At 72.8% G+C, this 26,299-nt stretch carries 27 protein-coding genes; 16 read left to right on the top strand and 11 right to left on the bottom strand.

Annotated features, from left to right (window positions below):
- Positions 1-10: 10 nt before the first annotated feature.
- Positions 11-1,414 carry a metallopeptidase TldD-related protein gene (locus tag ABEA77_RS20050; protein WP_345649279.1) on the bottom strand — a complete coding sequence of 468 codons (1,404 nt, stop codon included), beginning with the start codon at positions 1,412-1,414 and terminating at the stop codon, positions 11-13.
- Positions 1,411-2,946, bottom strand: coding sequence for a TldD/PmbA family protein (locus ABEA77_RS20055; protein WP_345649282.1), 1,536 nt, complete (start codon positions 2,944-2,946; stop codon positions 1,411-1,413). The genes ABEA77_RS20050 and ABEA77_RS20055 overlap by 4 nt, the downstream gene beginning before the upstream one ends.
- Before the next feature lie 214 nt (positions 2,947-3,160).
- On the opposite strand from ABEA77_RS20055, the gene fabG reads away from it, so the two are divergent.
- From fabG to ABEA77_RS20070, 3 genes are all read left to right on the top strand, one after another.
- Entirely contained in the window at positions 3,161-3,880 is a 720-nt protein-coding gene (gene fabG / locus ABEA77_RS20060) for a 3-oxoacyl-[acyl-carrier-protein] reductase (protein WP_345649285.1), read from the top strand.
- A 4-nt stretch (positions 3,881-3,884) separates the two neighbouring features.
- Positions 3,885-4,658 (top strand): enoyl-ACP reductase FabI, encoded by a 774-nt coding sequence (gene fabI / locus ABEA77_RS20065; RefSeq protein WP_345649288.1) that lies wholly within the window; start codon positions 3,885-3,887, stop codon positions 4,656-4,658.
- Between the two features lie 155 nt (positions 4,659-4,813).
- On the top strand, positions 4,814-5,263 hold the full coding sequence (locus ABEA77_RS20070; protein WP_345649291.1) for a hypothetical protein: 450 nt from the start codon (positions 4,814-4,816) through the stop codon (positions 5,261-5,263).
- On the opposite strand, the gene ABEA77_RS20075 is transcribed toward ABEA77_RS20070, so the two are convergent.
- Entirely contained in the window at positions 5,232-5,912 is a 681-nt protein-coding gene (locus ABEA77_RS20075; protein WP_345649294.1) for a FadR/GntR family transcriptional regulator, read from the bottom strand. The two genes, ABEA77_RS20070 and ABEA77_RS20075, sit on opposite strands and share 32 nt — an antisense overlap.
- Before the next feature lie 217 nt (positions 5,913-6,129).
- On the opposite strand from ABEA77_RS20075, the gene ABEA77_RS20080 reads away from it, so the two are divergent.
- The 4 genes from ABEA77_RS20080 (at position 6,130) to ABEA77_RS20095 (ending at position 8,714) form a co-directional block, all read left to right on the top strand.
- On the top strand, positions 6,130-7,614 hold the full coding sequence (locus ABEA77_RS20080) for a CynX/NimT family MFS transporter (RefSeq protein ID WP_425588330.1): 1,485 nt from the start codon (positions 6,130-6,132) through the stop codon (positions 7,612-7,614).
- A 4-nt stretch (positions 7,615-7,618) separates the two neighbouring features.
- Positions 7,619-7,735, top strand: a complete 117-nt coding sequence (locus ABEA77_RS20085; protein WP_345649297.1) for an SGM_5486 family transporter-associated protein — start codon at positions 7,619-7,621, stop codon at positions 7,733-7,735.
- Between the two features lie 165 nt (positions 7,736-7,900).
- The gene (locus ABEA77_RS20090) at positions 7,901-8,095 is read left to right on the top strand and encodes a hypothetical protein (protein WP_345649299.1); all 195 of its coding nucleotides are present in this window, start codon (positions 7,901-7,903) and stop codon (positions 8,093-8,095) included.
- A gap of 100 nt (positions 8,096-8,195) precedes the next feature.
- Positions 8,196-8,714 (top strand): SixA phosphatase family protein, encoded by a 519-nt coding sequence (locus ABEA77_RS20095; protein WP_345649302.1) that lies wholly within the window; start codon positions 8,196-8,198, stop codon positions 8,712-8,714.
- Positions 8,715-8,772: 58 nt separating this feature from the next.
- On the opposite strand, the gene serB is transcribed toward ABEA77_RS20095, so the two are convergent.
- Positions 8,773-10,026: a phosphoserine phosphatase SerB gene (serB, locus tag ABEA77_RS20100; RefSeq protein ID WP_345649304.1), complete on the bottom strand. Its 1,254-nt coding sequence runs from the start codon at positions 10,024-10,026 to the stop codon at positions 8,773-8,775.
- 401 nt (positions 10,027-10,427) lie between these two features.
- Between serB and ABEA77_RS20105 the strand changes: the two genes are divergently transcribed.
- On the top strand, positions 10,428-12,893 hold the full coding sequence (locus ABEA77_RS20105; protein ID WP_345649307.1) for an ABC transporter ATP-binding protein/permease: 2,466 nt from the start codon (positions 10,428-10,430) through the stop codon (positions 12,891-12,893).
- A gap of 165 nt (positions 12,894-13,058) precedes the next feature.
- On the opposite strand, the gene ABEA77_RS20110 is transcribed toward ABEA77_RS20105, so the two are convergent.
- The 3 genes from ABEA77_RS20110 to ABEA77_RS20120 all read right to left on the bottom strand — a co-directional run bounded on the left by ABEA77_RS20110 (position 13,059) and on the right by ABEA77_RS20120 (position 15,919).
- The gene (locus ABEA77_RS20110; RefSeq protein ID WP_345649310.1) at positions 13,059-13,826 is read right to left on the bottom strand and encodes a transglycosylase SLT domain-containing protein; all 768 of its coding nucleotides are present in this window, start codon (positions 13,824-13,826) and stop codon (positions 13,059-13,061) included.
- 318 nt (positions 13,827-14,144) lie between these two features.
- Positions 14,145-15,227: an S-adenosylmethionine:tRNA ribosyltransferase-isomerase gene (locus ABEA77_RS20115; RefSeq protein WP_345649313.1), complete on the bottom strand. Its 1,083-nt coding sequence runs from the start codon at positions 15,225-15,227 to the stop codon at positions 14,145-14,147.
- Complete coding sequence (locus ABEA77_RS20120; RefSeq protein WP_345649316.1) at positions 15,224-15,919, bottom strand: SDR family NAD(P)-dependent oxidoreductase; 696 nt, start codon at positions 15,917-15,919, stop codon at positions 15,224-15,226. Before ABEA77_RS20120 ends, ABEA77_RS20115 begins: the two co-directional genes overlap by 4 nt.
- A gap of 279 nt (positions 15,920-16,198) precedes the next feature.
- Between ABEA77_RS20120 and ABEA77_RS20125 the strand changes: the two genes are divergently transcribed.
- From ABEA77_RS20125 to ABEA77_RS20135, 3 genes are all read left to right on the top strand, one after another.
- A complete protein-coding gene (locus ABEA77_RS20125; RefSeq protein ID WP_345649319.1) occupies positions 16,199-17,365 on the top strand; it encodes a GAF domain-containing sensor histidine kinase in 1,167 nt (388 codons plus the stop codon).
- Positions 17,358-17,999, top strand: a complete 642-nt coding sequence (locus tag ABEA77_RS20130) for a response regulator (RefSeq protein WP_345649322.1) — start codon at positions 17,358-17,360, stop codon at positions 17,997-17,999. The genes ABEA77_RS20125 and ABEA77_RS20130 overlap by 8 nt, the downstream gene beginning before the upstream one ends.
- 116 nt (positions 18,000-18,115) lie before the next feature.
- Positions 18,116-18,436, top strand: a complete 321-nt coding sequence (locus ABEA77_RS20135) for a chaplin (protein WP_345649325.1) — start codon at positions 18,116-18,118, stop codon at positions 18,434-18,436.
- A 188-nt stretch (positions 18,437-18,624) separates the two neighbouring features.
- Here the strand turns inward: ABEA77_RS20135 and ABEA77_RS20140 are convergent, their stop codons facing one another.
- Positions 18,625-19,407: a hypothetical protein gene (locus ABEA77_RS20140; RefSeq protein ID WP_345649329.1), complete on the bottom strand. Its 783-nt coding sequence runs from the start codon at positions 19,405-19,407 to the stop codon at positions 18,625-18,627.
- A gap of 138 nt (positions 19,408-19,545) precedes the next feature.
- On the opposite strand from ABEA77_RS20140, the gene ABEA77_RS20145 reads away from it, so the two are divergent.
- From ABEA77_RS20145 to ABEA77_RS20160, 4 genes are all read left to right on the top strand, one after another.
- Positions 19,546-20,337 (top strand): ABC transporter ATP-binding protein, encoded by a 792-nt coding sequence (locus ABEA77_RS20145; RefSeq protein WP_345649332.1) that lies wholly within the window; start codon positions 19,546-19,548, stop codon positions 20,335-20,337.
- Between the two features lie 111 nt (positions 20,338-20,448).
- Positions 20,449-20,877: an NfeD family protein gene (locus ABEA77_RS20150; protein WP_345649335.1), complete on the top strand. Its 429-nt coding sequence runs from the start codon at positions 20,449-20,451 to the stop codon at positions 20,875-20,877.
- 190 nt (positions 20,878-21,067) lie between these two features.
- The gene (locus ABEA77_RS20155; RefSeq protein WP_345649337.1) at positions 21,068-22,045 is read left to right on the top strand and encodes an SPFH domain-containing protein; all 978 of its coding nucleotides are present in this window, start codon (positions 21,068-21,070) and stop codon (positions 22,043-22,045) included.
- A 96-nt stretch (positions 22,046-22,141) separates the two neighbouring features.
- Positions 22,142-22,921, top strand: coding sequence for a sulfite exporter TauE/SafE family protein (locus tag ABEA77_RS20160; RefSeq protein WP_345649340.1), 780 nt, complete (start codon positions 22,142-22,144; stop codon positions 22,919-22,921).
- Between the two features lie 137 nt (positions 22,922-23,058).
- Here ABEA77_RS20160 and ABEA77_RS20165 read toward each other — a convergent pair whose 3' ends face one another.
- From ABEA77_RS20165 to ABEA77_RS20175, 3 genes are all read right to left on the bottom strand, one after another.
- The gene (locus tag ABEA77_RS20165) at positions 23,059-23,583 is read right to left on the bottom strand and encodes an HNH endonuclease (RefSeq protein ID WP_345649342.1); all 525 of its coding nucleotides are present in this window, start codon (positions 23,581-23,583) and stop codon (positions 23,059-23,061) included.
- Between the two features lie 155 nt (positions 23,584-23,738).
- On the bottom strand, positions 23,739-24,278 hold the full coding sequence (locus tag ABEA77_RS20170; protein WP_345649345.1) for a YbhB/YbcL family Raf kinase inhibitor-like protein: 540 nt from the start codon (positions 24,276-24,278) through the stop codon (positions 23,739-23,741).
- A gap of 68 nt (positions 24,279-24,346) precedes the next feature.
- Positions 24,347-25,132, bottom strand: a complete 786-nt coding sequence (locus ABEA77_RS20175) for a sporulation protein (RefSeq protein WP_345649348.1) — start codon at positions 25,130-25,132, stop codon at positions 24,347-24,349.
- A 134-nt stretch (positions 25,133-25,266) separates the two neighbouring features.
- On the opposite strand from ABEA77_RS20175, the gene ABEA77_RS20180 reads away from it, so the two are divergent.
- Entirely contained in the window at positions 25,267-25,908 is a 642-nt protein-coding gene (locus ABEA77_RS20180; protein WP_345649360.1) for a DNA-3-methyladenine glycosylase, read from the top strand.
- Positions 25,909-26,299 lie beyond the last annotated feature (391 nt).

A 26,299-nucleotide genomic window follows, 5' to 3' on the forward strand; every position in this document is an offset into this window, starting at 1 on the left:
GCCGCCCCGCTCAGACGCCCTTGCTGACCGAGCTCATGTTGAAGTCCGGCACCCGCAGCGCGGGCATCGCGGCCCTGGTGAACCAGTCGCCCCACTCGCGCGGCAGTGTCCGCTCCGTACGGCCCGCCTCCACCGCCCGGCCCAGCAGGCCGACGGGCGACTCGTTGAAGCGGAAGTTGTTCACCTCGCCGACCACCTCGCCGCCCTCGACCAGATACACGCCGTCCCTGGTCAGACCGGTCAGCAGCAGCGTCGCCGGATCCACCTCGCGGATGTACCACAGGGACGTGAGCAGCAGGCCGCGCTCCGTGGCCGCCGCCATCTCGTCGAGCGACCGTTCGCCGACGCCCGCGCCCAGGCCGTCGAGGACGAGGTTGCCGATGGCCGGTGCGACCGGCAGGCCCGTCAGCTCCGCGCTCTGCCGGGTGGTGACCAACCGGTCGAGGCGGCCCTCCCTGATCCAGTTCGTCGCCGAGAGCGGCAGCCCGTTGTCGAAGACCGACGCGTCGTCCCCCGAGGAGTGCGCGATCACGAACGGCGCGCACTCGAGACCCGGCTCGTCCGGGTCGCTGCGCAGCGTCAGCGGCAGCTCGGAGAGCCGGTCGCCGACCCGGGTGCCGCCGCCCGGCCTGGCGAAGACCGTACGGCCCTCGGCCGCGTCCCGCGCACCCGACGACCACAGCTGGTAGATCAGCAGGTCGGCCACGGCCGTGGGCGGCAGCAGCGTCTCGTACCGCCCGGCCGGCAGCTCCACCTTCCGCCCCGCCCAGGCGAGGCGGCGCGCGAGGCCCTCGTCGAGCGCCAGCGGATCGACGTCCGTGAAGTCGCGGGTGGCGACGCCCGCCCACGCGGAGCGGGTACGGGCGTGGGACTTCGCGTTCAGCTCCAGCGTGCCGCTCGGCTGGTCGTAGCGGAGCCTGACGCCCGTGGACGTGCCCAGGTAGGTGGAGGTCAGCTCGTGGTGGGCGAACCCGTACAGCTCGCGACCGCCCGCGCGGGCCCGCGCGAAGGACTCGCCGAGCGCCGGAGCGAAGTCGGCGAAGACCGCGGAGGAGGTCTCGCCCGGGGCGCCCGTGAAGTCGTCCGACACCTCCGCGATGTCCACGAGCGGCCGCGCGTCGTCGGCCGGCTCCGCGCCGCGCGCCGCCGCCTCCGCGGCCCGCACCAGCGGCTCCAGGTCGTCCGCCGTCACCGCCGACCTCGACACCACCCCCGCCGCGGCGCCGCGCGCCCCGCCCACGGTCGCGACGACGGTGAGGGTGCGGCCGCGGGTCACGCCGTTCGTCGTCAGCGCGTTGCCCGCCCACCGCAGGTTCGCCGACGAGTGCTCGTCCGCGATGACGACGCAGCCGTCCGCCGTGGACAGGGCGAGGGCCCGCTCGACGATCTCGTGCGGCTTGCTGACGGCGCTCATCGCCCGGCCTCCTGCGTGGTGTTGAGGATGTTGACGCCGCGGAACAGCGCGGAGGGGCAGCCGTGCGACACGGCGGCCACCTGGCCCGGCTGCGCCTTGCCGCAGTTGAACGCCCCGCCCAGCACATACGTCTGCGGGCCGCCCACGGCCTCCATCGAGCCCCAGAAGTCCGTCGTGGTCGCCTGGTACGCCACGTCCCGCAGCTGGCCCGCGAGCCGTCCGTGCTCGATGCGGAAGAAGCGCTGCCCGGTGAACTGGAAGTTGTAGCGCTGCATGTCGATCGACCAGGACCGGTCGCCGACCACGTAGATGCCGTGCTCGACGCCGCCGATCAGGTCCTCCGTCGACAGGCCCCCCGGATCGGGCCTGAGCGACACGTTCGCCATCCGCTGCACCGGCACGTGCGCGGGGGAGTCCGCGTACGCGCAGCCGTTGGAGCGCTCGAAGCCCGCGAGCCGCGCGATCCTGCGGTCCAGCTGGTAGCCCACGAGGGTGCCGTCCCTGACGAGGTCCCAGGACTGGGCCTCGACGCCCTCGTCGTCGTAGCCGGTCGTGGCGAGGCCGTGCTCCGCCGTGCGGTCGCCCGTCACCTGCATCACGGGCGAGCCGTAGCGCAGCGTGCCCAGTTGGTCGAAGGTGGCGAAGGAGGTGCCCGCGTACGCCGCCTCGAAGCCGAGCGCCCGGTCGAGTTCCGTCGCGTGCCCGATCGACTCGTGGATCGTGAGCCACAGGTTCGACGGGTCGACCACCAGGTCGTACGTGCCCGCGGCGACGCTCGGCGCGCGCATCTTCTCGGCCAGCAGGCCGGGGATGCGCTCCAGCTCGCCGTCCCAGTCCCAGCCGGTGCCCGTCAGGTACTCGAAGCCGCGCCCCGCGGGCGGCGCCAGCGTGCGCATCGAGTCGAACTCGCCGCTCTCGCCGTTGACCGCCACGGCGGTCAGCACCGGGTGCAGCCGCACACGCTGCTGGGTGGTGACCGTGCCCGCGGTGTCCGCGTAGAACTTGTTCTCGTGGACCGTCATCAGCGACGCGTCCACGTGCGCCACGCCGTCCGCCCGCAGCAGCCGCGCGCTCCACTCGGCGAGCAGCCCGGTCTTCTCGTCGTCCGGCACCTCGAACGGGTCGACGTCGTACGCCGACACCCACGTCTTCTCCGCATGTACCGGCTCCGCGGCCAGTTCCACCGGGCCCCCGGCCGCGTCGGGCGCGCCCGACGCGGCGATGACCCGCGCCGACAGCTTCGCCATCGCCACGGCCTGCGACGCGACACGCGCCGCCGCGTCCATCGTGCGGTCCACGCCCGAGGCGAAGCCCCACGCGCCGCCGTGCACCACCCGCACCGCGTACCCCAGGTCCGTGCTGTCGGACGACCCGGCGGCCTTCGCGTCCCGCAACCGCCACGACGCGTACCGCACCCGCTCGAAGCGGAAGTCGGCGTGCTCGGCGCCGAGCGCCCGCGCCCGCGCGAGCGCGGCGTCGGCGAGCGCCCGCAGCGGCAGCTCAAGGAAGGACTGATCTACCTCATGGCCCACAGCGGCCACTCCTCAACCTCGGCACCTCGTGGTCAACCGGCAGTGAACCACGGGCGGCCGGCCCGCTGCCGCCCGCTGCCGCCTTCCGTTCTGGCGGAAACTGTAGGGACCCGACAGTGCGGGTCGTACGGCCCTGTCGGGGGGCGATCCCCGCCGGTGACGGCGCTACCGGTAGGTTTCCGGAGTATGCACACGCTAGGGAAAGGGTGATCCGTTGAGCCGCTCGGTTCTCGTCACCGGAGGAAACCGGGGCATCGGCCTCGCCATCGCCCGCGCCTTCGCGGCAGCAGGCGACAAGGTCGCCATCACCTGCCGCTCGGGCGAGCCGCCCGAGGAGCTGACCTCGCTCGGCGTCCTGCCGGTGCGCTGCGACATCACCGACGCCGGGCAGGTGGAGCAGGCGTACAAGGAGATCGAGGAGAAGCACGGTCCCGTCGAGGTGCTGGTCGCCAACGCGGGCATCACCAAGGACCAGTTGCTGATGCGCATGTCGGAGGAGGACTTCACGTCCGTCCTCGACACCAACCTCACCGGCGCGTTCCGCGTCGTCAAGCGCGCCAACCGGGGCATGCTGCGGGCCAAGAAGGGCCGCGTCGTGCTGGTCTCCTCCGTCGTCGGCCTGATGGGCAACCCGGGCCAGGCCAACTACGCCGCCTCCAAGGCGGGCCTTGTCGGGTTCGCCCGGTCCCTCGCGCGCGAACTCGGCTCGCGGAACATCACCTTCAACGTCGTGGCGCCCGGCTGGGTGCAGTCGGACATGACGGCTGTACTTGCCGAGGAGCAGCGCGAGGCGGCCCTGGACAAGGTGCCGCTCAAGCGCTTCGGCACGGCGGACGAGATCGCGGCCACGGTCCGCTTCCTCGCCTCCGACGACGCCTCGTACATCACTGGAGCCGTCATTCCCGTTGACGGCGGATTGGGCATGGGTCACTGATCACATGAGCGGAATCCTCGCCGGCAAGCGCATCCTCGTGACCGGGGTGCTCACCGACTCGTCGATCGCCTTCCACGCCGCCAAGGTGGCGCAGGAGGAGGGCGCCGAGGTCATCCTCACCGGCTTCGGCCGGCTCTCCCTCGTCGAGCGCATCGCCAAGCGGCTGCCCAAGCCCGCCCCCGTCATCGAGCTCGACGTCACCAACCAGGAGCACCTGGACGGCCTGGAGGGCCGGGTGCGCGAGCACCTCGGCGCGGACGCGGGCCTCGACGGCGTGGTGCACTCCATCGCGTTCGGCCCGCAGGGCGTCTTCAACTTCCTGGAGGCGGGCTGGGACGACGTCGCCACGGCCGTGCACGTCTCCGCGTACTCGCTGAAGTCCCTCACCATGGCCTGCCTGCCGCTCATGGAGCAGCGCGGCGGCTCGGTCGTCGGCCTCACCTTCGACGCGCAGACCGCCTGGCCCAAGTACGACTGGATGGGCGTCGCCAAGGCCGCCCTGGAGTCCACGAGCCGCTACCTGGCCCGCGACCTCGGCCGGAAGAACATCCGCTGCAACCTGATCTCGGCGGGGCCCCTCGGCTCGATGGCCGCCAAGTCCATCCCCGGTTTCAGCGAGCTCGCGGACGTCTGGAACCACCGCGCCCCCATCGGCTGGGAGCTCTCCGACCCGGAGCCCGCGGGCCGCGGCGTCGTCGCGCTCCTGTCGGACTTCTTCCCCCGCACGACCGGTGAGATCGTCCACGTCGACGGCGGCGTGCACATGATGGGCGCCTGACACCGGCACCCCTTGGACGGCGCCTCGCGCACGGACGGTCACGCGTTCCCTCACGGGCCGTGACCGTCCGAGTCGAAAAGCCCGGCACCTGCCCGCAGACTTGACCCGACGGGTTGGTCCTTCCGCTCGGGGGCGGGCAGGAGGTGCCGGGCTTCATGCGTGTTCACCACCGCGGGACAGCAGCGCTCACCACGGCCGTACTCCTCGCCGCGGGCCTCACGGCCGCCCAGCGGGCCCAGCCGCAGGGGCCCGCGAGGACGTCAGGCGCGGGGGCCGCGGCGCCGGCCGCCGCCCCGGTGGCCGCGGACGGCGCGGGGCGCGCCACGTGCAGGACGCGGACAGCCGGCTCGCACGCCGTCGCCGACTGCCACAACCCCGACCCCGCGGCCGACCGGGTGCGGCTGCACGTCGAGTGCGCACGGTGGTGGGACGTCGACGCGGACAGCGCGCCCGCCGACATCCCGCCCGCGGGCTACGCCAGGCTCACCGAGCGGTGCTGGCAGCGGATCGCGGCGGTGTGGATCACCCACGAACCCGTGCCCGCGCGGCACCCGCGCGCCGCGCACGGCCCGCTCACGCCCGCGCGCCCGCCGGCGGGCAGCTGAGCGCGTGCCCCGCGGCCTCGGCCGCCGCCGGCTCCCCGTCCCCCGCGCGCCCCGCGTCCACCAGCCTGCGGTGGTCCATCAGCCCCTCCTCCGGGGGCGCGCCGCTGACCTGGTCCCGCAGAGCCTCGCGCACCACGTCGCCGAGGTCCGCGTAGAGCGCCGTCAGCACCTCGTTGTGTGCCGCGGACACCACCGCCAGGTGCAGGGCGCTGTCGGCGGCGACGAACGCCTCCACGTCCGCCGCGTGCCAGGCGTCGGCCCGCCGTTCCAGCAGCACGTCGAGCTGGCGCAGGTCGCGTTCCGTGCGGCGGGCCGCCGCGAGGCGGGCCGCCGAGGACTCCAGCGTGGCGCGGACCTCAGCGACGCTGCGCGCGTCGGCTCCGGCGAACCTGCGGTGCATCACCCCGGCGAGTTCGCTGGTCGCGACGACGTACGTGCCGGAGCCCTGCCGGATGTCGAGCAGCCCGTTGTGGGCGAGCGCGCGCACGGCCTCGCGGACGGTGTTGCGGGCCACGCCCAGCTGCTCGGCCAGCTCCGGTTCTGTCGGTACACGCGTGCCGACAGGCCACTCGCCCGAGGTGATCTGGTTCCGCAGCTGAGCGATCACCTGGTCGGACAGGGCGGACCGCCGGGGGGCCGACAGCGGCATGGGTTCCTCGTTTCTGCCGGATGTCCCAGGACCGGTGGCCCGGGCCGGGGGCGGTAGGGACGGCGGCTGGTCAACCGCCCCGTGGACCCCATGGGTGACACGGACACCACGGTTGACACGGACGGCGACGGGGATGGCGCGGACAACGCGGATGACGGGGGCGACGTAACACCGTCGACGTCGACAACCAATCATCCCATGATTCTATGATAGTTCCATGAAGGACGATCGGAACCCGCCCCCACGGACCACCACCCGGGCGACCGCACGGGCCGTCGAGACCCGCCTGGCCGCCGACATCGCAGCGGGGGAGAGCGTGGAGGCCGCGGGCTCCCTCGCCGTGGACCCCGCGGCGTCGGGCGCCCGCCCCGCGGCGGGCCGCGCCCGGTGGGTGTCGCCGTTCGTCGCGGTCAGCATGTTCCTGGCCGCCCTCAACCTCCGCCCGGCCATCGGCAGCCTCGGCGCCCTCCTTGAGGAGGTGCGCGACGGACTCCACATGAGCGGCAGCGTCGCCGGGGTGCTGACCTCGGTGCCCCCGCTCTGCTTCGCGGCCTTCGGCTTCGCCGCGCCCCGGCTGGCACGCCGCCTCGGGCCTGGCGCGGTCGTCTGCGCCGGCCTCGCCGCCGTCACCGCCGGACTGCTGATCCGGCCGTACGTCGCGAGCACCGCGCCGTTCCTGCTGGCGAGCGCGCTCGCGCTGGCCGGAATCGCCGTCTGCAACGTCCTGATGCCGGTGATCGTCAAGCGGTACTTCCCCGACCGCGTCGGCACCATGACCGGCCTCTACTCGATGGCGGTCTCGCTCGGCACGGCGGCTGCCGCCGCGGCGGCGGTCCCGTTGACGGACGCGCTGGGCGGCAGCTGGCGCACCGGCCTCGCCGCCTGGGCGGTGCTCGGCGCGCTCGCGCTGCTGCCGTGGCTCGCGCTGGTGCGGGACCGCAGCGGCTTCGAGGAGCGCACGGGCGAGGCGACCGCGCGCCCGGTGCGCGCGAGGGCGCCCCGGGGCGCGGGGGCCTCCGGGGGCGCGAAGGCCTGCGACGGCGCGGGGGCCGCTGCGAGCGCGTCCCCCGAGGCCGTGCGGGAGGGCGCGGGGGGAGCGGCCCCCGGCGGACCGGGCCTGCTGCGCAGCCGTACCGCCTGGTCGCTCGCCGTCTTCTTCGGCCTCCAGGCCACCGGCGCGTACATCACCATGGGATGGATGTCCCAGCGCTTCAGGGACGCGGGCATCTCCGCCGACACCGCGGGGGTGCTCCTCGCGGTGATCATGGTGATGGGCGTCCCGCTGGCGTTCGCCATACCGGGCCTTGCCGCACGCGTCAGCCACCAGGGCCCGATCGTCGTCGGCCTCGGCGTCTGCGGCCTCGTCGCCATCGGGGGCCTCTACGCGGCTCCCGTGGGCGGCGCCTGGGTGTGGGCCGTCCTGCTCGGGATCTCCAACTGCTCGTTCCCGCTCGCCCTGACCATGATCGGCATGCGCTCCAGCACGGGCGCGGGCGTGGTCAGGCTTTCGGCGTTCAGCCAGAGCACCGGATACCTCCTGTCGATCCCCGGCCCGCTGCTCGTGGGCGTGCTCTACCAGCACACCGGCGGCTGGACCTGGCCGCTCGCGCTGATGGCGGCCCTGCTGCTGCCGCAGATGGCGGTGGGCTGGTCGGCCGGGCGGGACCGGACGATCGAGCAGGAGACCGGGGTGGGACACTGAGCCCATGCCAGTCCTGGAACCCTCACCCCAGAACGGGCAGCGCAAGCTGCTCTACGTCTTCGGCGCGATCATCGGCATCCTCGTGATCATCGGCGTCATCGCGTCGATCGCCTCGCCGTGACCCGCGGGTCCCGCTGACCCGGCCCGTGGTGGGGCCGGCCCCCTGACCCCTAGGGGGCAGGTGTCAGGGTCAGATGGGTGGATCACCGGATGGGAAAGCCGCCCCGCGCTCCGTAGGTTCTTCCGTGACAGCACGTGCTGAGCAGCGAGACCTCTGGAGGCGGTCATGTCGGTGCCGAGCCCGTCCCACCCGCGCGGCGCGACCGCGTCCGGGCCCCGGCTGCCCTGGTGGGCGGTGGTCCTCCCGGCCCTCGCCTTCTTCGCCCTGCTGATAGCGGCGGGCCCCTCCGAGGCCCACGCCGCGAGCGGCGACGCCCTCGCCCACCTCGTGCGCGGAATGCGGCTCACGCTCCTCGGCTAGGGAGCGTCCGCGAGGCCGCGTCGGCCGCCCGGAGGGGCGATGGCGGCGGAGACACCAACACCCTGCGCCCGGGGGCGCATTTCGTGCGAAGCTGGGTGGCATGAGCGTCGACACACCCCGCAGGATCGTCCTCCTCAGGCATGCGAAGGCCGACTGGCCGCAGGTGTCCGACCACGAGCGGCCGCTGGCCGAGCGCGGCCGCACGGAGGCCGCCACGAGTGGCCGCAGACTGGCCGACACCGGCATCGGTTTCGACCTCGCGCTCTGCTCCACCGCCGTGCGCACCCGGGAGACCTGGAAGATCGCGGTGCACGAGCTGCCGCACCGCCCCAGGACGGTCTACGAGGAGCGGTTGTACGAGGCCTCGCTCGGCGACCTCATCGCCCTGGTGAACGAGACACCGGACGAGGTCGCCGATCTCCTCCTGATCGGGCACAACCCCGGGATGCACGCCCTCGCGGACGCCCTCTCCGCCGGAGCCGAGGGCGACTCGCTGGCCCGGATGACGCAAGGCGCCTTCCCCACCGCTGCCTTCGCCGTCGTGGGCTTCGAGGGCAGCTGGAAAAGCGTCGAGCACGGCGTCGGCCGCCTGCTGGAGTACTGGGCCCCGCACGACTGACCCCTGCGTGCCCGGGGCCGCCGCGGCGGCCCCGGGCACGCCCCTCGCGGGGCACCACTCAGACGAGCTCCGCGGTCTCGGCGTCCTCCACCTCGTCGACCTCGTCGCGGGTGATGCCCAGCAGATACAGCACGGTGTCGAGGAAGGGCACATTGACCGCCGTATGCGCAGCCGCCCTGACCAGCGGCTTCGCGTTGAAGGCGACACCGAGACCCGCTGTGTTGAGCATGTCCAGGTCGTTGGCGCCGTCACCGATCGCCACCGTCTGCGCCAGCGGCACCCCTGCCTGCTCGGCGAACGACCGCAGCAGCCGCGCCTTGCCCGCGCGGTCCACCACCTCGCCCACGACCCGGCCGGTCAGCACACCGTCCACGATCTCCAGTGTGTTCGCCGCGGCGAAGTCCAGGCCGAGCCGCTCCCGCAGCGCGTCCGTGACCTGCGTGAAGCCGCCGGAGACCACACCGACCTGGTAGCCGAGCCGCTTCAGTGTACGGATCAGCGTGCGCGCGCCCGGCGTCAGCCGGACATCCGCGCGCACCTTCTCCACCACCGACGCGTCGAGCCCCGCGAGCAGCGCCACCCGTTCGTGCAGCGACTGCTCGAAGTCCAGCTCGCCTCGCATCGCCCTGGCCGTGACCGCCGCGACCTCGGCCTCGCAGCCGGCGTGCGCGGCGAACAGCTCGATCACCTCGTCCTGGATCAGCGTGGAGTCGACGTCCATCACCACGAGCCGCCGCGCCCTGCGCTGGAGCCCCGCGGACACCACCGCCACGTCCACCCCGATGTCCGCGGCCGCCGTGGCGAGCGCGGTGCGCAGCGGCTCGGTCGCCACGCCGGACACGGCGAACTCGACGGCGGTCACCGGGTACTTCGCCAGCCGGAAGATCCGGTCGATGTTGCCGCCCGTCCCGGTGATGCTGGCCGCTATGGCCGCGGTGGACTCGGCGGTCAGCGGGTTGCCGAGCACCGTGACATGGGAACGGCCGCTGCCGCGCGGCTTGTTGTCGCCCGTACCGGAGATGATCTCGGCCGCGAGGTCCAGCGACTCCGCCCAGCTGTGCACCGTCGCGCGCAGCTCGCCGTCGGTGGCGCCCGCGTACGCGGGCGCGGTGATCAGGGCGCACAGCACGATGCGGCCGCGGGTGACGACCTGCTCGATGTCGATCACATCCACGGCGTACGCGGCGAGTGTGTCGAAGAGTCCCGCCGTGATGCCGGGACGGTCCTTCCCGAAGATCTTGACGAGAAGTGTGCGGAGGCCGCCGGACGACTCGTTGGTCGCCGGGGGCTGCGGGGGCTCCAAAGCGCTCATGGTGTACCCACCGTATCGGGCATGCGCCCGCCCCGGGACCGCCGTCCCGCCCAGCGGACGCGCCCCTCCGGGCGCCCGGAGGCCCCCGGGCCCCGCTGGCCCCGCGCGGCGCGAATGGCCCGCGCGCGGCGCGAAAACGCGGGTACACGGCCCTGCGGCCGGCCCGGCCCGGTCTGCCGGGCGTCGCGGGCGTCGCGGGCGTGGCGGGAAAGCGGCGCAGTCCGCCGGGGAGAGGGCGGGGCGGGATGTCCACGGGCGGTCGCCGGTCTGTGCCGGTTGCGTCCGCATCGCGGGTATTGCCGGTACCCGGCTTTCCGGGACGGCTCCCGGCCTGAAATAGTTCCCCACGATGTTCGCCGTCCCCGGGCTTCTCGGACCCGGGGCACTTCGGGGGAAACCACATGGGGCATGGAGTGCCTGAACTCGTACTGGAACTGAACGGAAGGACCTGGCACCTCGATCCGTCCAGGTCCTACACCCTGGGCAGGGACCCGCAGGGCGACCTCGTCCTCGACGACGCCCGGGTCTCGTGGCGGCACGCCACCCTCAGCTGGAACGGCCGGAGTTGGGTCATCGAGGACCACGGCAGCACCAACGGCACCTACGCGCGGGGGCAGCGCGTACAGAGCCTGGAAGTCGGCCCCGGCAGCGCCGTACACCTCGGGAACCCCACCGACGGCCCGCTGGTGAGCCTGAGCGCGGCGGCGCAGCCGGTCGCCGCCGCGGGTACCCAGGCCGCGGGCGCCCAGACCGCCGTCGCGCAGACCGCCGCCGCGCCGGCCCGGCAGCCGCCGCCGCACCACCAGCCGCCGCACCAGCGCGAGGCCGCGCCCGCCGACGCCGCGCCCGCGCCCGCCGACCGCAACCCGACGACCTTCCACCAGGTGTCGCTGGGGCGCGTGATGCGGATCGGCCGCGCCCTGGAGAACGAGCTGGTCGTCTCCGACCTCCAGGTCTCCCGGCTGCACGCCGAGTTCACCGCCACACCGGACGGCCGCTTCGAGATCCACGACCTCGGTTCGCACAACGGCACGTACGTCAACGGGGAGCGCATCGCGAAGTCCGGCACGGTCCCGATCGGCCAGGGCGACGTCGTCGGTGTGGGCCACTCGGCGTTCCGCCTGGTCGGCGACCGCCTTGAGGAGTTCGTCGACACCGGCGAGGTGTCGTTCTCCGCGCGCCACCTGACGGTCACCGTGGACGGTGGCAAGCAGATCCTGAGGGACGTCTCCTTCGGGGTCCCGGAGAAGTCCCTCGTCGGCGTCATCGGCCCCTCGGGGTCGGGCAAGTCGACGCTGCTGAAGGCGCTCACCGGCTACCGTCCGGCCGACGAGGGCGATGTCCTCTACGACAACAGGAACCTCTACAGGCAGTTCGCCGAGCTGCGCCAGCGCATCGGCCTGGTCCCGCAGGACGACATCCTGCACAAGGAACTCACTGTCAAGAAGGCGCTGAAGTACGCGGCGAAGCTCCGCTTCCCCGGCGACACCGCGGAGGCCGAGCGCGCGGCGCGCATCGACGAGGTGCTGCGCGAGCTGAAGCTCGACGCGCACAAGGAGAAGAAGGTCAGCTCCCTCTCGGGCGGCCAGCGCAAGCGCGTCTCCGTCGCCCTCGAACTGCTGACCAAGCCGTCGCTGATCTTCCTCGACGAGCCCACGTCGGGCCTCGACCCGGGCATGGACCGCGATGTGATGCAGCTCCTGCGCGGCCTCGCGGACGACGGCCGCACGGTCCTCGTCGTCACCCACTCCGTGGCCGAACTCGCCCTGTGCGACAAGCTGCTGGTGATGGCGCCCGGCGGCTCCGTCGCCTACTTCGGCCCCCCGGAGGAGGCGCTCAACTTCTTCGGCTACTCCACCTGGGCCGACGTGTTCTCCGCGTTCGAGAACTACCGTGAGTACGACTGGGCCGGCCGGTGGCGCGGCTCCCAGCACTACCAGCTGTACGCGGCCGACCTCGACTCGGTCGCCCCGCAGGCCGTGGACATGCCGTCGGTCCAGCAGGTGCGGCCGCCGAAGCCGCAGAGCTGGGGCGCCCAGCTGATGACGCTGATGCGCCGCTACGTGTCGGTGATCGCGTCCGACCGCGGCTTCATGATCCTCATGGTGGCGCTGCCCGCGGTGCTCGGCGTGGTCAGCCTCGTCATCCCGGCGGAGTTCGGGCTCGGTCGGCCGGACGCCCACCACGCGTTCAACAGCGCGGCCGGCACGATCACCCTGATCCTCGCGGTCGGCATGTGCTTCTCCGGCGCGGCCAACTCCGTACGCGAACTGATCAAGGAGCGGGTGATCTACGAGCGGGAACGGGCCACCGGCCTGTCACGCTCCGCCTACCTGATGTCCAAGGTGATCGTGCTGGGGCTGATCACCGCGCTCCAGGGCGTCATCATCTGCGGCATCGGCTTCTCCACCCGGCCCATGCCGAAAGAGGGCCTGTTCATGCCGCCGGCGGCCGAGATCTGCCTCGCGGTGATCGCGCTCGGCCTGACCTCGATGATGGTGGGCCTGGTCATCTCCTCGCTGGTGAAGACGGCGGAGAAGACCATGCCGCTGCTGGTGATGTTCGCCATCGTGCAGGTGGTCTTCACCGGCATCCTGTTCCAGGTCTTCGGGACCCCCGGCCTCGAACAGTTCGCCTGGCTGATGCCCGCCCGCTGGGGGGTCGCCGCCGCGGGCACGACGCTCGACCTCTCGCACCTGATGCCGCCCTTCGACAAGGACGACCCCACACACCTCGACGGCCTGTGGGCGCACGAGGCGTCCCAGTGGGCGACCGACGTCGGTGTGCAGCTGCTGCTCGCCGCGGTCTGCGTGTTCGTGGTGGCCAGACTGCTGCGCCGGCACGAGCCGGAGGTCATGCGCAAGTAGCCCGGCTCCGCGCTCCGGCCGGGACCTTCGGCCCGGAGCCCGTGGGACCGAGGGCCCGCGGTCCCACGGGGAAGGCCAGGGCCGGAGGGCGGCGCCCGCGCGTACGGGGCGCCGCCCTCCGGCCCGTCCGCGCACCGGTCGCGCCGCCGGACCTGGCGGCCCGGATCAGTAGGCGCTGTCGACGTTGTCCATGGAGCCGTACTTGTCCGCTGCGTAGTTGCACGCGGCCACGATGTTGGCCACCGGGTCGTAGATGTTGTTCGGCGTGCCGGTGACGTGGTAGCTCGCGAACGTCGGCGGGATGACCTGGAGCAGGCCCTTCGACGGGATCCCCTTCTGGGCGTTGATGTCCCAGAGGTTGATCGCCTTCGGGTTGCCGGAGGACTCGCGGATCACGTTGCGGTAGATGCCGCTGTACGAGCCCGGGATGTGGTGCTTCTTCATGATCGACAGGGACTCGCGGATCCAGCCGTTCAGGTTGTTGGCGTAGGCCGGCTTCGCGGCCCTGCCCTTGGCGGCCGCGGCCTTCTTCGCCGCGGCCTGGGCCTTCGCGGCCTTGGCGGCCTTGACCTTGGCGGCCTTCGCCTTGGCCTTGGCCGCGGCGTGCTCCTTGGCGGCCTTCGCCTTGGCGGCTTCGTCGTCCTTCGCCTTGTTGGCGGCCTTGGTGAACGCGGCGGCCTGCGCCTTGGCGGCGCTCTGGGCGGTTATCTGCTGCTTGGCGATGCTCGCGTGCAGGGCCGTTGCCTGCTCGCTGCCGGACCAGGCGACCGGGGCGGCAGCCACGGTGCGGGCCGGAGACGCAGCAGCTGCCGAGTCGTGCCCCGGGGCCGCGGCGAAGGCCAGGGACCCGGCACCGATCGCGCCCATGGTGGCGGCGATGGTGACCTTGCGGGACAGGTTGAGACGGAAGGCAGGGGTGCGTGACGCGGACATAGAGACGTACCTCTTCGGGATCGGGGAGTCGCGGAGGCCGGGCGGCCAGCTGCCTGCTCGGCGGCGACGTCGGCAATTGTTAGCGGCCGCAAAATCCCGAGGCAAAGGTGTGACGTACGACCCCGGATAGTCGTGAGCGACGGATAAAGGGGCGCCCGAATCGCCCCCCTTGACCTGCCTTACCTCGACTTATTGGGTGTCTATTTGTCGACTAATCCCCTTCGTAAGTGATGTGTGTCCTATGCCGGGCCTCACACGGGACCCCCCTCGATCTCACTAGAAGTTGCACATGCAACGCACAGGGTGAGCGGTTTTCAGCTACCTGAGCAGCAGGTGCACATCCCCGAACTCATGCCACAGGTACCGCTCGTTGAGCGCCTCGCCGTACGCGCGCACCAGTGCGTCCCGGCCCGCGACCGCCTCCAGCATCAGCAGGTGGGACGCCCTGGGCTCGTGCAGCCCGGTCAGCAGCCCGTCCACCGCCCGCACCCCGCGCCGCGGCGTCACCACCAGGTCCGTCCACCCGGCCGCCGCCCGCACCACACCGCGCCCGTCCGCGGCCGACTCCAGCGCCCGCACCGCCGTCGTGCCCACCGCCACCACCGCGCCGCCGCCCGCACGCGCCGCGTTCACCAGGCGCGCCGTCGTCCCCGGCACCGAGAACCGCTCCGGGTACGGCGGCTCGTGCGCCTCGGCAGACGCCACCCCCGTGTGCAGCGTGAGCGGCGCGAACTGCACGCCTCGCCGCACCAGCGCCGCCACCGTCTCCGCCGTGAAGGGACGCTCCGCGCTCGGCATCTCCGCAGAGCCGGAGCCGTCCGGCTCGGGCAGCGCGAACACCGTCTGGTACGCGTCGAGCGCCTGGTCGCGCGCCGTGTACCCGTACCGGATCGGCCGCCCGTACCCGCGCAGCAGCCCCGGCACGTCGGCCGGCCGCCCGCCGCCGGGAGCGCCGAGCACCCGCGCCCACCACAGCCGCGCCCCCGCCGGGTCGAGCGGCTCCTCGCACACCGCGCGCGCCCCGCCGGGCAGCCGCACCACCGCGCCGGCCGGTGAGCCGGGCCGCGGCCCCGTCGTCCCGGCCGACGCGGGCGCCCGCAGCTCCACCGCCCACCGGCCGTCGTCGCCGCGGGTCGAGAAGTGCACCACCACAGGCTCGCCGCCCGACTCGTCACCGATCCGCCCGCCGACCGCGGCGGGCAGCGTCACCGACGTGTTGACGACGAGCACGTCCCCGGCCCGCAGCAGGCACGGCAGGTCGTGGAAGGCCCGGTGCGTCACGTCCGTGCCCCGCGACACCAGCAGGCGCACATCGTCCCTGCCCGCCCCGCGCTGCTCCGCCGGCAGCCGCGCCGACAGCCCGTCCGGCACCCGCAGCGCGTCAAGCGCCGTCGCGCTCACCGCCCGGCCACCAGGTCGGCCGCCGCGTACCTGCCGCTCGCCGGCCGCCGCTCCACCAGGGCAAGGAACCCCGGCACCACCGTCCCGGGCTCCGGCCGCGGCTCGGAGTCGCCGGGCACCGCCGCCGCGTACAGGTCGGTCGCCATGTCGCCCGGATCCACCGACCACACCCGGAGATCCGGCTCCTCCACCGCGAGCACCGCGGCCAGGTGGTCGAGCGCCGCCTTCGACGCCCCGTACCCGCCCCATGTCCCGTACGCCTCCGCTGCCGCGTCCGAGCTCACCGCGACCACCGCGCCCCGGCCGCTCGCCCGCAGCAGCGGCAGCGCCTCCTGCACCAGGCCGAGCGCCGCCACCGCGTTGGTCTCCAGCGCCGCCCTGAACCCGTCGAGCGGCAGCCGCGCAAGCGGCACGAGCGGCTCGGCTCCCAGCGCGCTGGCGTTGCTCACCAGCAGGTCGAGCCCGCCGAACCGGCCCGCGGCCGCCACCAGCTCCCGACGGTGCGCCGCGTCCCGCACATCGCCCACGACCGCCGCCACCCGCGTCCCGTACCGGCGCGCCGCCGCGGCCGACTCCTCAAGCACGGAGTCCGTACGCGCCCCCAGTACCAGGTCCCAGCCCCGCTCGGCGAGCCCCGCCGCCAAGGCGCGCCCGAGCCCCTTCGAACCGCCTGTGACCACCGCTACCGGCATCTCCGTCAGCTCCTGTCCCTTTAGTCCCTGTGATCTGTGCTGTGAGCGCTTGTCCCTGCGGACCCGCGCAGCGCGCCCGCGGACCTGTGCCGGCCGGCGCCCGCCCGCCCTGCCGTCGGCGGGGCCCGGGCGACGCCGCCACGGTAAGAAGGGACGAACGGCCCCCGCCTCGGTCGCCGGGGCCCGCGCCCGCGGGCATTCCGGCCTAGGCCGCAGGGCCCCCGCCCGGCGGGCCCCGGGTCCGATACGCGCAGCGCGGCCCGCCGGTACGGTGAACACATGACCGCCAGCACGGGCCCCACGGGCTCCGGCCTCGCCGCCGTGAGCACCGCGCTCCTCGCCATGAGCAGGCACCTGGAAGTACGGGACGTCCTCCAGACGATCGTCGTCTCGGCCAGGGAACTGCTCGACGCGGAGTACGCGGCCCTCGGCGTCCCCGACGACCACGGTGGCTTCGCCCAGTTCGTCGTGGACGGGGTGAGCGAGGAGCAGTGGCGGGCCATCGGCCCCCTGCCGAGGCAGCACGGCGTCCTCGCCGCGATGCTCCACGACGAGAAGGCGGAGCGCCTCGCCGACGTGCGCGAGGACCCGCGCTTCGGCGGCTGGCCGCGCACCCACCCCGAGCTCTCCGACTTCCTCGGCCTGCCCGTCAGGGACGGCGACGAGACCCTCGCCGCCCTCTTCCTCGCCAATAAACGCTGCCTGGGCCGGGGCCCCGGCGGGACCAAGGTCTGCGGCTTCACGGAGGAGGACGAGGAACTCCTCTCGATCCTCGCCCAGCACGCCGCGATCGCCCTGACCAATGCGCGCCTGTACGAGCGCAGCCGTGAACTGACCATCGCCGAGGAGCGCTCGCGCCTCGCGCACGAGCTGCACGACGCCGTCAGCCAGAAGCTGTTCTCGCTGCGGCTCACCGCGCAGGCCGTGGCGAAGCTCGTCGACCGCGACCCGGTGCGCGCCAAGGACGAGCTCCAGCAGGTCGCCGCGCTCGCGGCGGAGGCGGCCGACGAACTCGGCGCCGCCGTGATCGAGCTGCGGCCCGCGGCCCTCGCCGAGGACGGCCTTGTCAACACCCTCCGCACCCAGGTCCGGGTCCTGGACCGGGCGCACTCCGCCCGGGTCACCCTCGACGCCCCCCGTCTCAGGGCCCTGCCGGCCGCACAGGAGGAGGCGCTGCTTCGGGTCGCGCAGGAGGCACTGCACAACGCCCTGCGCCACTCCGGCGCGAGCCGTGTAGGCGTCGAACTCGGCCGGCGGGGCGCCGGCGCCTTCCTGCGCGTCAGGGACGACGGCAGGGGCTTCGATCCGAGCGCCGTCCGCCGGGCGGGCCGCCACCTCGGCCTGGTGTCCATGCGCGACCGCGCGAGCGGCGTCGGCGGCACGCTCACCGTCACATCGGCGCCCGGCCAGGGCACCACGATCACCATGGAGGTGCCCGGTGGCTGACCCGATCCGCGTGCTGCTCGTCGACGACCACCAGGTCGTACGGCGCGGCCTGCGCACGTTCCTGGAGATCCAGGACGACATCGCGGTCGTCGGCGAGGCGGGCGACGGCGATGAGGGCGTCGCCCGCACCGAGGAACTCCGCCCCGACGTGGTCCTGATGGACATCAAGATGCCGGGCAGCGACGGCATCGACGCGCTGCGCAAGCTCCGCGAGCTCGACAACCCCGCGAGGGTGCTCGTCGTGACCAGCTTCACCGAGCAGCGCACCGTCGTGCCGGCGCTGCGCGCGGGGGCGGCGGGCTACGTCTACAAGGACATCGACCCCGAGGCGCTCGCCGACGCGATCCGCTCGGTGCACGCCGGGCACGTGCTGCTCCAGCCCGAGGTGGCGCGGGCGCTGCTCGCGCAGGACGACCCGGCGTCCGGGCAGGGCAGGGGCACCTCCCTGACGGAGCGCGAGCGCGAGGTGCTGGCGCTGATCGCGGACGGCCGTTCCAACCGCGAGATCGCGCGGGCGCTGGTGCTCTCGGAGAAGACGGTGAAGACCCATGTCTCCAACATCCTCATGAAGCTCGACCTCGCCGACCGCACCCAGGCCGCGCTCTGGGCGGTCCGCCACGGCGTCAGCCGCTGATCAGAGATTCTTACTGTCGGGTGCATGTCACTCGGTCTGCTATCCGTATGACCGGTGGGGCGTTCTCCGTGTGGTCCGCGGCGCAGCGCCGCGGACCACAAAGGGGGAGTCCCGAGATGAAGAACCTGAAGAGGGCCGCCGCGCACACCATGATCGCCGGCGGCATCGCCGCGGGCGCGGGCGCGGGCGTGGGCGTGGGCGTGGGCGTGGGCGTGGGCGTGGGCGTGGGCGTGGGCGCCGCGTCCGCGAGCGGGACGGGCGCCCACGCGCCCGCCGCCCACGCCCAGGCTTCGGGCGAGGCCGTCGACTACCCGGGTGTCGCCTCGGGCAACGTCATCCAGGCGCCGGTGAACATCCCGGTCGACGTGGTCGGCAACACCGTCAACGTGCTCGGCCTGCTCAACCCGGCCTTCGGCAACCACGGCGTCACCTTCTGACCCACCCCAGGGCGCCGCCCCCGGGAACCCCCACCCCCGCCCGACGGCCCCAGGCCCCGCCCTCCAGCGCCCCGCCGGCCTGGAGGGCTTTCGCCGTACCCGTACGTCACGGCACTCGCCGCACGTATCGGCACGACGCCCGCAGCCCGGCGGACGGCGCTCGGCACCCCGCGACAGCAGCGCGGCGGCTACCGCCGCTCCCGTTCCTCCACGTACGCGTTGTACGACGCGACCTGCGCGCGCCGCGCCACCCGCTCCACCGGCCGCAGCGCGGACACCCGCGCCGCCATCGCCGACGCGCTCACCGCGGCGCCGTCACCCGTCTCGTGCGCGAGCGCCACCATCAGCGCCACCCGCCGCGCCAGTTCGAGTACCCGCGCGGCCCGCGCCGGGTAGCCGGGCGCGAGCAGCGAGGTGTCATGGGACGCCCGGGAGCGGTAGGCGTCCAGCGCGGCCTCGGCCACCGGACCCGACGCCGCCACGTCAAGCCGCGAGAGCACCTCCGTCGCCTCCCGCAGCGCCTCCGCGAGTTCGCGCTCGGCCTCCGCGAGCGACGGTACGTCCGCAGGGGGCGCCTCCCGCACCGGCAGGCAGTGCCAGACCACCTCCACGTGTTCGTCCCCCTCGGGACCCACCGACGTGACCTCGGGCACCAGCCCGTACGGCGCCCCCGCGGCGACCACCGCCTCCTCCGCCTCCAGCGCACGCGCGTTGAACTCCGGCGGCCCGCTCAGCCCCAGCGGATGGCCCGGCGCGGGCAGCGCCACCCGGTAGCCCGCGACCCCGAGCCCGCGCAGCCGCCCCAGCGCCAGCGTCAGCCCCACCGGGCCCGGCTCGTCCGGCAGCCCCGCCACGCGGTGCACCGCGTCGTCGCCGACGACGGCGAGCGCGGCGTCGTCCGGCGACGCCAATCCGGCCAACAGGGCGTTCCCCCACGCGGCCAGCCGTCCAGAACGTGGTTCCGAGTGCATGCGCACCAGCCTAAGCGCCCGGCCGTAACGGCCCTCACAGCCGGAGCGCCTCCCCGGTGGCGTAGGTTTTCTCCTGGAGCCGCGCCTACAGGCGCACCCTGGAGCTCACGACGATTGCATGGGGAGACAAGCGCACTCATGAGCGATGTACTGGATCTGGTGGACGTGTCCGTTGTCCGCGACGGACGCGCTCTGGTGGACGATGTCTCCTGGTCGATCAAGGAAGGCGAGCGCTGGGTCATCCTCGGTCCCAACGGCGCGGGCAAGACCACCCTGCTCAACGTGGCCTCCAGCTACCTCTTCCCCACCGCGGGCTCCGTCTCCATCCTCGGCGAGCGGCTCGGCAAGGTCGACGTGTTCGAGCTCAGGCCCCGCATCGGCATGGCGGGCGTCGCCATGGCCGAGAAGCTCCCCAAGCGCCAGACCGTGCTCCAGACCGTCCTGACCGCCGCGTACGGCATGACCGCCACCTGGAACGAGGACTACGAGGAGGTCGACAAGGAACGCGCGCTCGCCTTCCTCGACCGGCTCGGCATGACCGAGTTCCTCGACCGCAGGTTCGGCACGCTCTCCGAGGGCGAGCGCAAGCGCACCCTCATCGCCCGCGCCATGATGACCGACCCCGAGCTGCTCCTCCTCGACGAGCCGGCCGCAGGCCTCGACCTCGGCGGTCGCGAGGATCTCGTCCGCAGGCTCGGCAGACTCGCCCGCGACCCGCTCGCCCCCTCCATGATCATGGTCACGCACCACGTCGAGGAGATCCCGCCCGGCTTCACCCACGTCCTGATGATCCGTCAGGGCAAGGTGCTCGCCGCGGGCCCCATGGAGACCGAGCTGACCTCCCGCAACCTCTCCCTCTGCTTCGGCCTGCCGCTCGTCGTCGAGCGCAACGGCCAGCGCTGGACGGCGACCGGCCTGCCCCTCGCCTGACCGGCCCGCGCGCCCCCGTACGGCCACCGGGCGCCCCGCCGCCCCAACGCCCGTCAACCGACCTGCCCTTCACCCTGTCCCGGCGGTCGACCGCCGACCTACCATGGCCCCGTGGATATCGACGCATGGGTGTGGTGGCTGATAGCGGCGGTCGGGCTCGGCATCCCGCTGGTCGTCACCGCCATGCCCGAATTCGGCATGCTGTCCGCGGGCGCCGTCGCGGGCGCCGTCACCGCGGCCCTCGGCGGCGGGATCGTCCTCCAGGTCGTCGTCTTCGCCGTCGTCTCGGTCGCGCTCATCGCCGTCGTACGGCCCATCGCCACCCGCCACGGCAGGCAGCGACCCGGGCTGAGCACCGGCGTCGACGCCCTGAAGGGCCGTCAGGCCGTCGTGCTCGAACGGGTCGACCGGCGCGGCGGCCGCATCAAACTCGCCGGCGAGACCTGGTCGGCGCGCCCCCTCGACAAGGACCAGACCTACGAACCGGGGCAGGAGGTCGACGTGGTCGACATCGACGGCGCCACCGCCGTCGTCATCTGAACGGCGCGGGACCCGCCGGAGGAACACCACCGCCGCGCATCCCGCGCACAACCGACCCGGGCGAACCACGCAGAACGCCCGCCCCACCCACTCCACCCCAGCCAACCTGCGCGAACCCGCCCCGAGCGGCCTCGCGGTCTGGGAAACTCGATCATCGGACTATCGTCGGCGAAGGGCCTGAGGGAACACGATGGCAGCAATCATCATCGTCCTGATCATTCTGGTGGTGCTTGTCTTCATCGCCCTGATCAAGACGATCCAGGTCATTCCGCAGGCCAGCGCCGCCATCGTGGAGCGCTTCGGCCGCTACACCCGCACCCTCAACGCGGGCCTGAACATCGTGGTCCCGTTCATCGACTCCATCCGCAACCGCATCGACCTGCGCGAACAGGTCGTGCCGTTTCCCCCGCAGCCCGTCATCACCCAGGACAACCTCGTCGTCAACATCGACACCGTCATCTACTACCAGGTGACCGACGCGCGAGCCGCCACCTACGAAGTCGCCAGCTACATCCAGGCGATCGAACAGCTCACCGTCACCACGCTGCGCAACATCATCGGCGGCATGGACCTGGAGCGGACCCTCACCTCCCGCGAGGAGATCAACGCGGCCCTGCGCGGCGTCCTCGACGAGGCAACCGGCAAGTGGGGCATCCGCGTCAACCGCGTCGAGCTCAAGGCCATCGAACCGCCCACCTCCATCCAGGACTCGATGGAGAAGCAGATGCGCGCCGACCGCGACAAGCGCGCCGCGATCCTCACCGCCGAGGGCATCCGCCAGTCGCAGATCCTCACCGCCGAGGGCGAGAAGCAGTCCGCCATCCTGCGCGCGGAGGGCGAGGCACGCGCCGCCGCCCTCCGCGCCGAGGGCGAGGCCCAGGCCATCCGCACGGTCTTCGAGTCCATCCACGCCGGAGACCCGGACCAGAAGCTCCTCTCGTACCAGTACCTCCAGATGCTGCCGAAGATCGCCGAGGGCGACGCCAACAAGCTCTGGATCGTGCCCAGCGAGATCGGTGACGCCCTCAAGGGCCTCAGCGGCGCCTTCGGCAACCTGGGCCCCGGCATCCCCGGCTTCAACAACGCCGACAAGGGCGCCCAGCAGGGCGCGGGACAGGTCCCCGGCCAGGGCGCGGGCCCCGACGCGGGCGGCAAGTCGATCGGCTGACCCGCGGCGCGCGGCACAGCACACCGGCGGCGGGCCCGGCCCGCCGCCCACCGCGGCCCCCGGACACCGGCGCCGCAGCAGCACGATACGGAGACCATGAGCATCTGGGACATGGCGGCCGTCCTCTTCGCGGGGGTCTGGGCCGGCGCCATCAACACCGTCGTCGGCTCGGGCACCCTGGTCACCTTCCCCGTACTCCTCGCCGTCGGCGTCCCGCCCGTCACCGCCACCGTCTCCAACGCCCTCGGCCTCGTCCCCGGCACCCTCAGCGGAGCCCTCGGCTACCGCGCGGAACTGACCGGCCAGCAGCCGCGCGTCCTGCGCCTCGGCGCCGCCGCCCTCGTCGGCGGACTCACCGGCGCGATCCTCCTGCTCGTGCTGCCGTCCACCGCGTTCGAGACGATCGTGCCGGTCCTCGTCGGCATCGCCCTCGTCCTCGTCGTGCTCCAGCCCCGCATCGCCGCCCTCGTCCAGCGTCGCAGGGCCCGCCACGCCACCGGCACCGGCCGGGCGACCGCGGTCGACGGCGGCCCCGTCCTGGTCGGCGCGCTCCTGCTCGCCAGCGTCTACGGCGGCTACTTCACCGCGGCCCAGGGGATCATCTACCTCTCCCTCATGGGCATGCTGCTCGACGACACCATGCAGCGGCTCAACGCCGTGAAGACGGTCCTTTCGACGATCGTCAACTCCGTCGCCGCGCTGTTCTTCCTCCTCGCCGCGGACTTCGACTGGACCGCCGTAGGCCTCATCGCCCTCGGCTCCACCGCAGGCGGCGTCCTCGGCGCCCGGATCGGCCGCCGCCTCCCGCCACCCGCCCTGCGCGCCGTCATCCTCGTCGTCGGCGTCGCCGCGATCGTCCAACTCCTCCTGCGCTGACCCGCGGACGGAAGCGGGGGCCCGCACCCGGCACACCGGGAACGGGCCCCGCACGACAAGACGAACCGCCGCACCGCCCCCACGGCACACGGCCCCTCAGGACACAGCAGGGCACCCGCGGACCGTACGCACCGGGGTCACGCGGCACCCATGCCCGCGGGAATCCCCGCCGCCAGCCAGTCCGGCAGCTCCGCGCGCTCACCCGACCGGAGCGACAGCAGCATCGCGTCCGCGGGCGACGGCACGAACGGCGCCCGCAGCAGCGGCATCCCCGCCTGTTCGGGCGTGCGGTCCGCCTTGCGGTGATTGCACGCGGCACACGACGCGACCGTGTTCAGCCAGCTGTCCGCGCCCCCGCGCGACCGCGGCGTCACATGGTCGACCGTCGTCGCCCTGCGCTCGCAGTACGCGCACCGGTGCTGGTCCCGCACGAGCACACCGCGCCGCGACCACGGCGCCTGTCTTCGGAAGGGCACCCGCACATACCGGCAGAGCCTGATCACCCGCGGCACCGGCAACTCCATCGCGGCCGCCCGCACCCTCAGGCCTGGATGCGCCTGCTCGACCACCGCCTTGTCCTGGAGCACCAGGACGACGGCGCGGTGCAGCGTCACCGTCGACAGGGGTTCGAAGCTCGCGTTGAGCACCAGAGTGTCCCGCATCCCGCCCACCTCCCGTGGTGCCGGCCCAGCCTTCTCCGGCGGGCCGTCCGGACCGGATCAACTCTGGCCGGGCACGCCGGGGTGGACAACACAATAAAAAAATGCCCCGCCCTGATCACTCATAGACCAGGGCGGGGCAAACAACGGGCAAACGGTCAGCTCCCCGCCGGCGCCGCGTACTCGCCGATCAGCTGCGCGCGGGCCAGCGTGTGGAACCGCAGGTTGAATCCGACGAACGCCGGAGTGGCGTCGCTGTCGGGCCCGAGCTTCTCCGTGTCCACCGCGTACACCGTGAACACGTACCGGTGCGCCGGGTCACCGGGCGGCGGCGCCGCGCCGCCGAACTCCTTCGTCCCGTAGTCGTTGCGCGCCTGCACCGCACCGGCGGGCAGCCCCTCGAAGGAGCCGCTGCCCGCACCCACCGGCAGCTCGGTCACGGACGCGGGGATGTCGAAGACCACCCAGTGCCAGAAGCCGCTGCCGGTCGGTGCGTCCGGGTCGAAGCAGGTCACGGCGAAGCTCTTGGTCTCCGCGGGGAAGCCCTCCCAGCGCAGCGATGGCGACGTGTTGCCCGCCGCGTAGACCTGGGCATCCTTCAGCGTGGCACCGGGAGCGACATCGTCGCTCGTCACGCTGAACGACGGCACCTGCGGATGGAAGTCGTGGGGGAGCGGGGCACGCTGTCCTCCGGACATGCGGAAAACCTCCGAGTCGTACGTGGTTCGATCTTGTACCTCTCTACGTGCCGAGCCTAGCGACGTACTCAGAACCAGGTGCGGCGCCCGCCGACCTCGGCGAGCCAGCCGTGCAGATACGCGGGCCAGTCCGTCGACGCGTAGGCGTCGAGGCCCACCGTGAACGACCTGTACGTGTCGTGCCCCTCGCTGAACAGTCCGTCCTTCTTGTCCATCTCCATCACGACGTCCATCTCGCGGTCGTCTGCGACGAACGTCAGCTCCACCTCGTTGAGCCCCCGGTACTGCTCCGGCGCACGGAACTCGATCTCCTGGTAGAACGGCAGCCGCTGCCGCGTCCCCCGCACATGCCCACGCTCCATGTCCGCCGACTTGAAGCGGAAGCCCAGGTGGATGAAGGCGTCGAGGATCGCCTGCTGCGCCGGCAGCGGATGCACCCTGACCGGGTCGAGATCCCCCGAGTCGACGGCCCGCGCGATCTGCAGCCCCGTCGTCACCCCCAGGTGCATGCCCCGCAGATCCTGCCCCTCGATCGTGGTGACGGGCGTCTCCCAGGGGATCTCAAGACCGAACCGCACCGTGTGCACCGCGCCGGGCCGCACCTCGAAGGCGCCGCCGATGCGCTCTGTCGCGAAGTCGATGTTCTGCTTGTACTCCTGGTCGTCGTGGCCCTCGACCTCGACCCGCGCCTGGAGGCCCACGGTCAGCCCCTGGATCTCCTGGCTCACCGATCCGCCCTGGACACGCACCTCGCCCTGGACCACACCGCCCGGCACGACGTTCTCCTCGAACAGCTCCGTCTCCACCGAAGCCCCGCCTGCACCCAAGCTGGCGAGCAGCCTCTTGAAGCCCATCTCCACTCCCTCTGCGTCGTGTTGCGCGGTACGGTCCGTACGTCCCCTACATACGCGCAGGCCCGCCGCCCGGTTCCGCGGCACCGGGAGCCAGGGCCGCACGGGTGACGCCGGTAGGCTCGTACGCCATGGTCATGATCGAAACCCCCGACCGTATGCCCCTGCCCCGCGCCTTCTTCGACCGCCCGGTCCTTGAGGTCGCCCCCGAGCTCCTCGGCAGGGTCCTGGTGGCCCGCACCCCCGCGGGCACGGTGGAACTCCTCCTCACCGAGGTGGAGGCGTACGACGGGGAGACCGACCCCGGGTCGCACGCCTTCCGCGGGCCCACCGCGCGCAACGCCGTCATGTTCGGTCCGCCAGGACACGCGTACGTCTACTTCACGTACGGCATGTGGCACTGCATGAACGTGGTCTGCGGCCCGGAGGGGCGGGCGAGCGGAGTCCTGCTGCGCGCGGGCCGGGTCACGCGGGGAGAGGAGACCGCGCGAAAGCGACGCGTTTCGGCCCGCAAAGACACAGAACTGGCCAAAGGCCCGGCCCGCCTGGCGACGGCCCTGGGCATCGACCGGACGTTGGACGGCGTCGACCTCTGCTCAGGTCCGCAGAGCCCTCTCTCGCTGCTCGCCGGCGCCCCTGCCTCCGCCGACCTGGTCCGCAGCGGCCCCCGCACGGGTGTGGGCGGTGGCGGAGCCCACCAGCCGTGGCGGTTCTGGGTGGACGGCGACCCCACGGTCAGCCCCTATCGCGCCCATGCGCCCCGCAAGCGGCGCTCTTGACGCGGCTTGACCCGGGGCCCGTAGGTGCGTAACGTAGTCCGAGCCGCTGAAACGGGGCAGATGCCTTCGGCAGACCCGGGAGCGGCCATCCACCACCTTCGAAACCTTCGAACGAACCCCAACGGGTATGACTTTCGGCGTGCCGAAAATCAGCTCGAATGACGTCGATTATGAATCGGCCGGGGAAATCGGCTAAGGTCGTGGACGTCGGAACGGCCGAGCGAAAGGACCGGAAAGACGTGGCAGGACCCCACCTTCCGGCGGGGAATCGGACGGGAAACACGGGAAACAGAGTCTGATAGAGTCGGAAACGCAAGACAGCAAGACGGCACAACAGAAACACCGAAGGGAAAGCCCGGAGGAGCCCTGGGAGGGGGTCCGATGGAAGCGT

This window comes from Streptomyces tremellae, from assembly GCF_039540215.1.
GTDB classification, from domain to species: domain Bacteria; phylum Actinomycetota; class Actinomycetes; order Streptomycetales; family Streptomycetaceae; genus Streptomyces; species Streptomyces tremellae.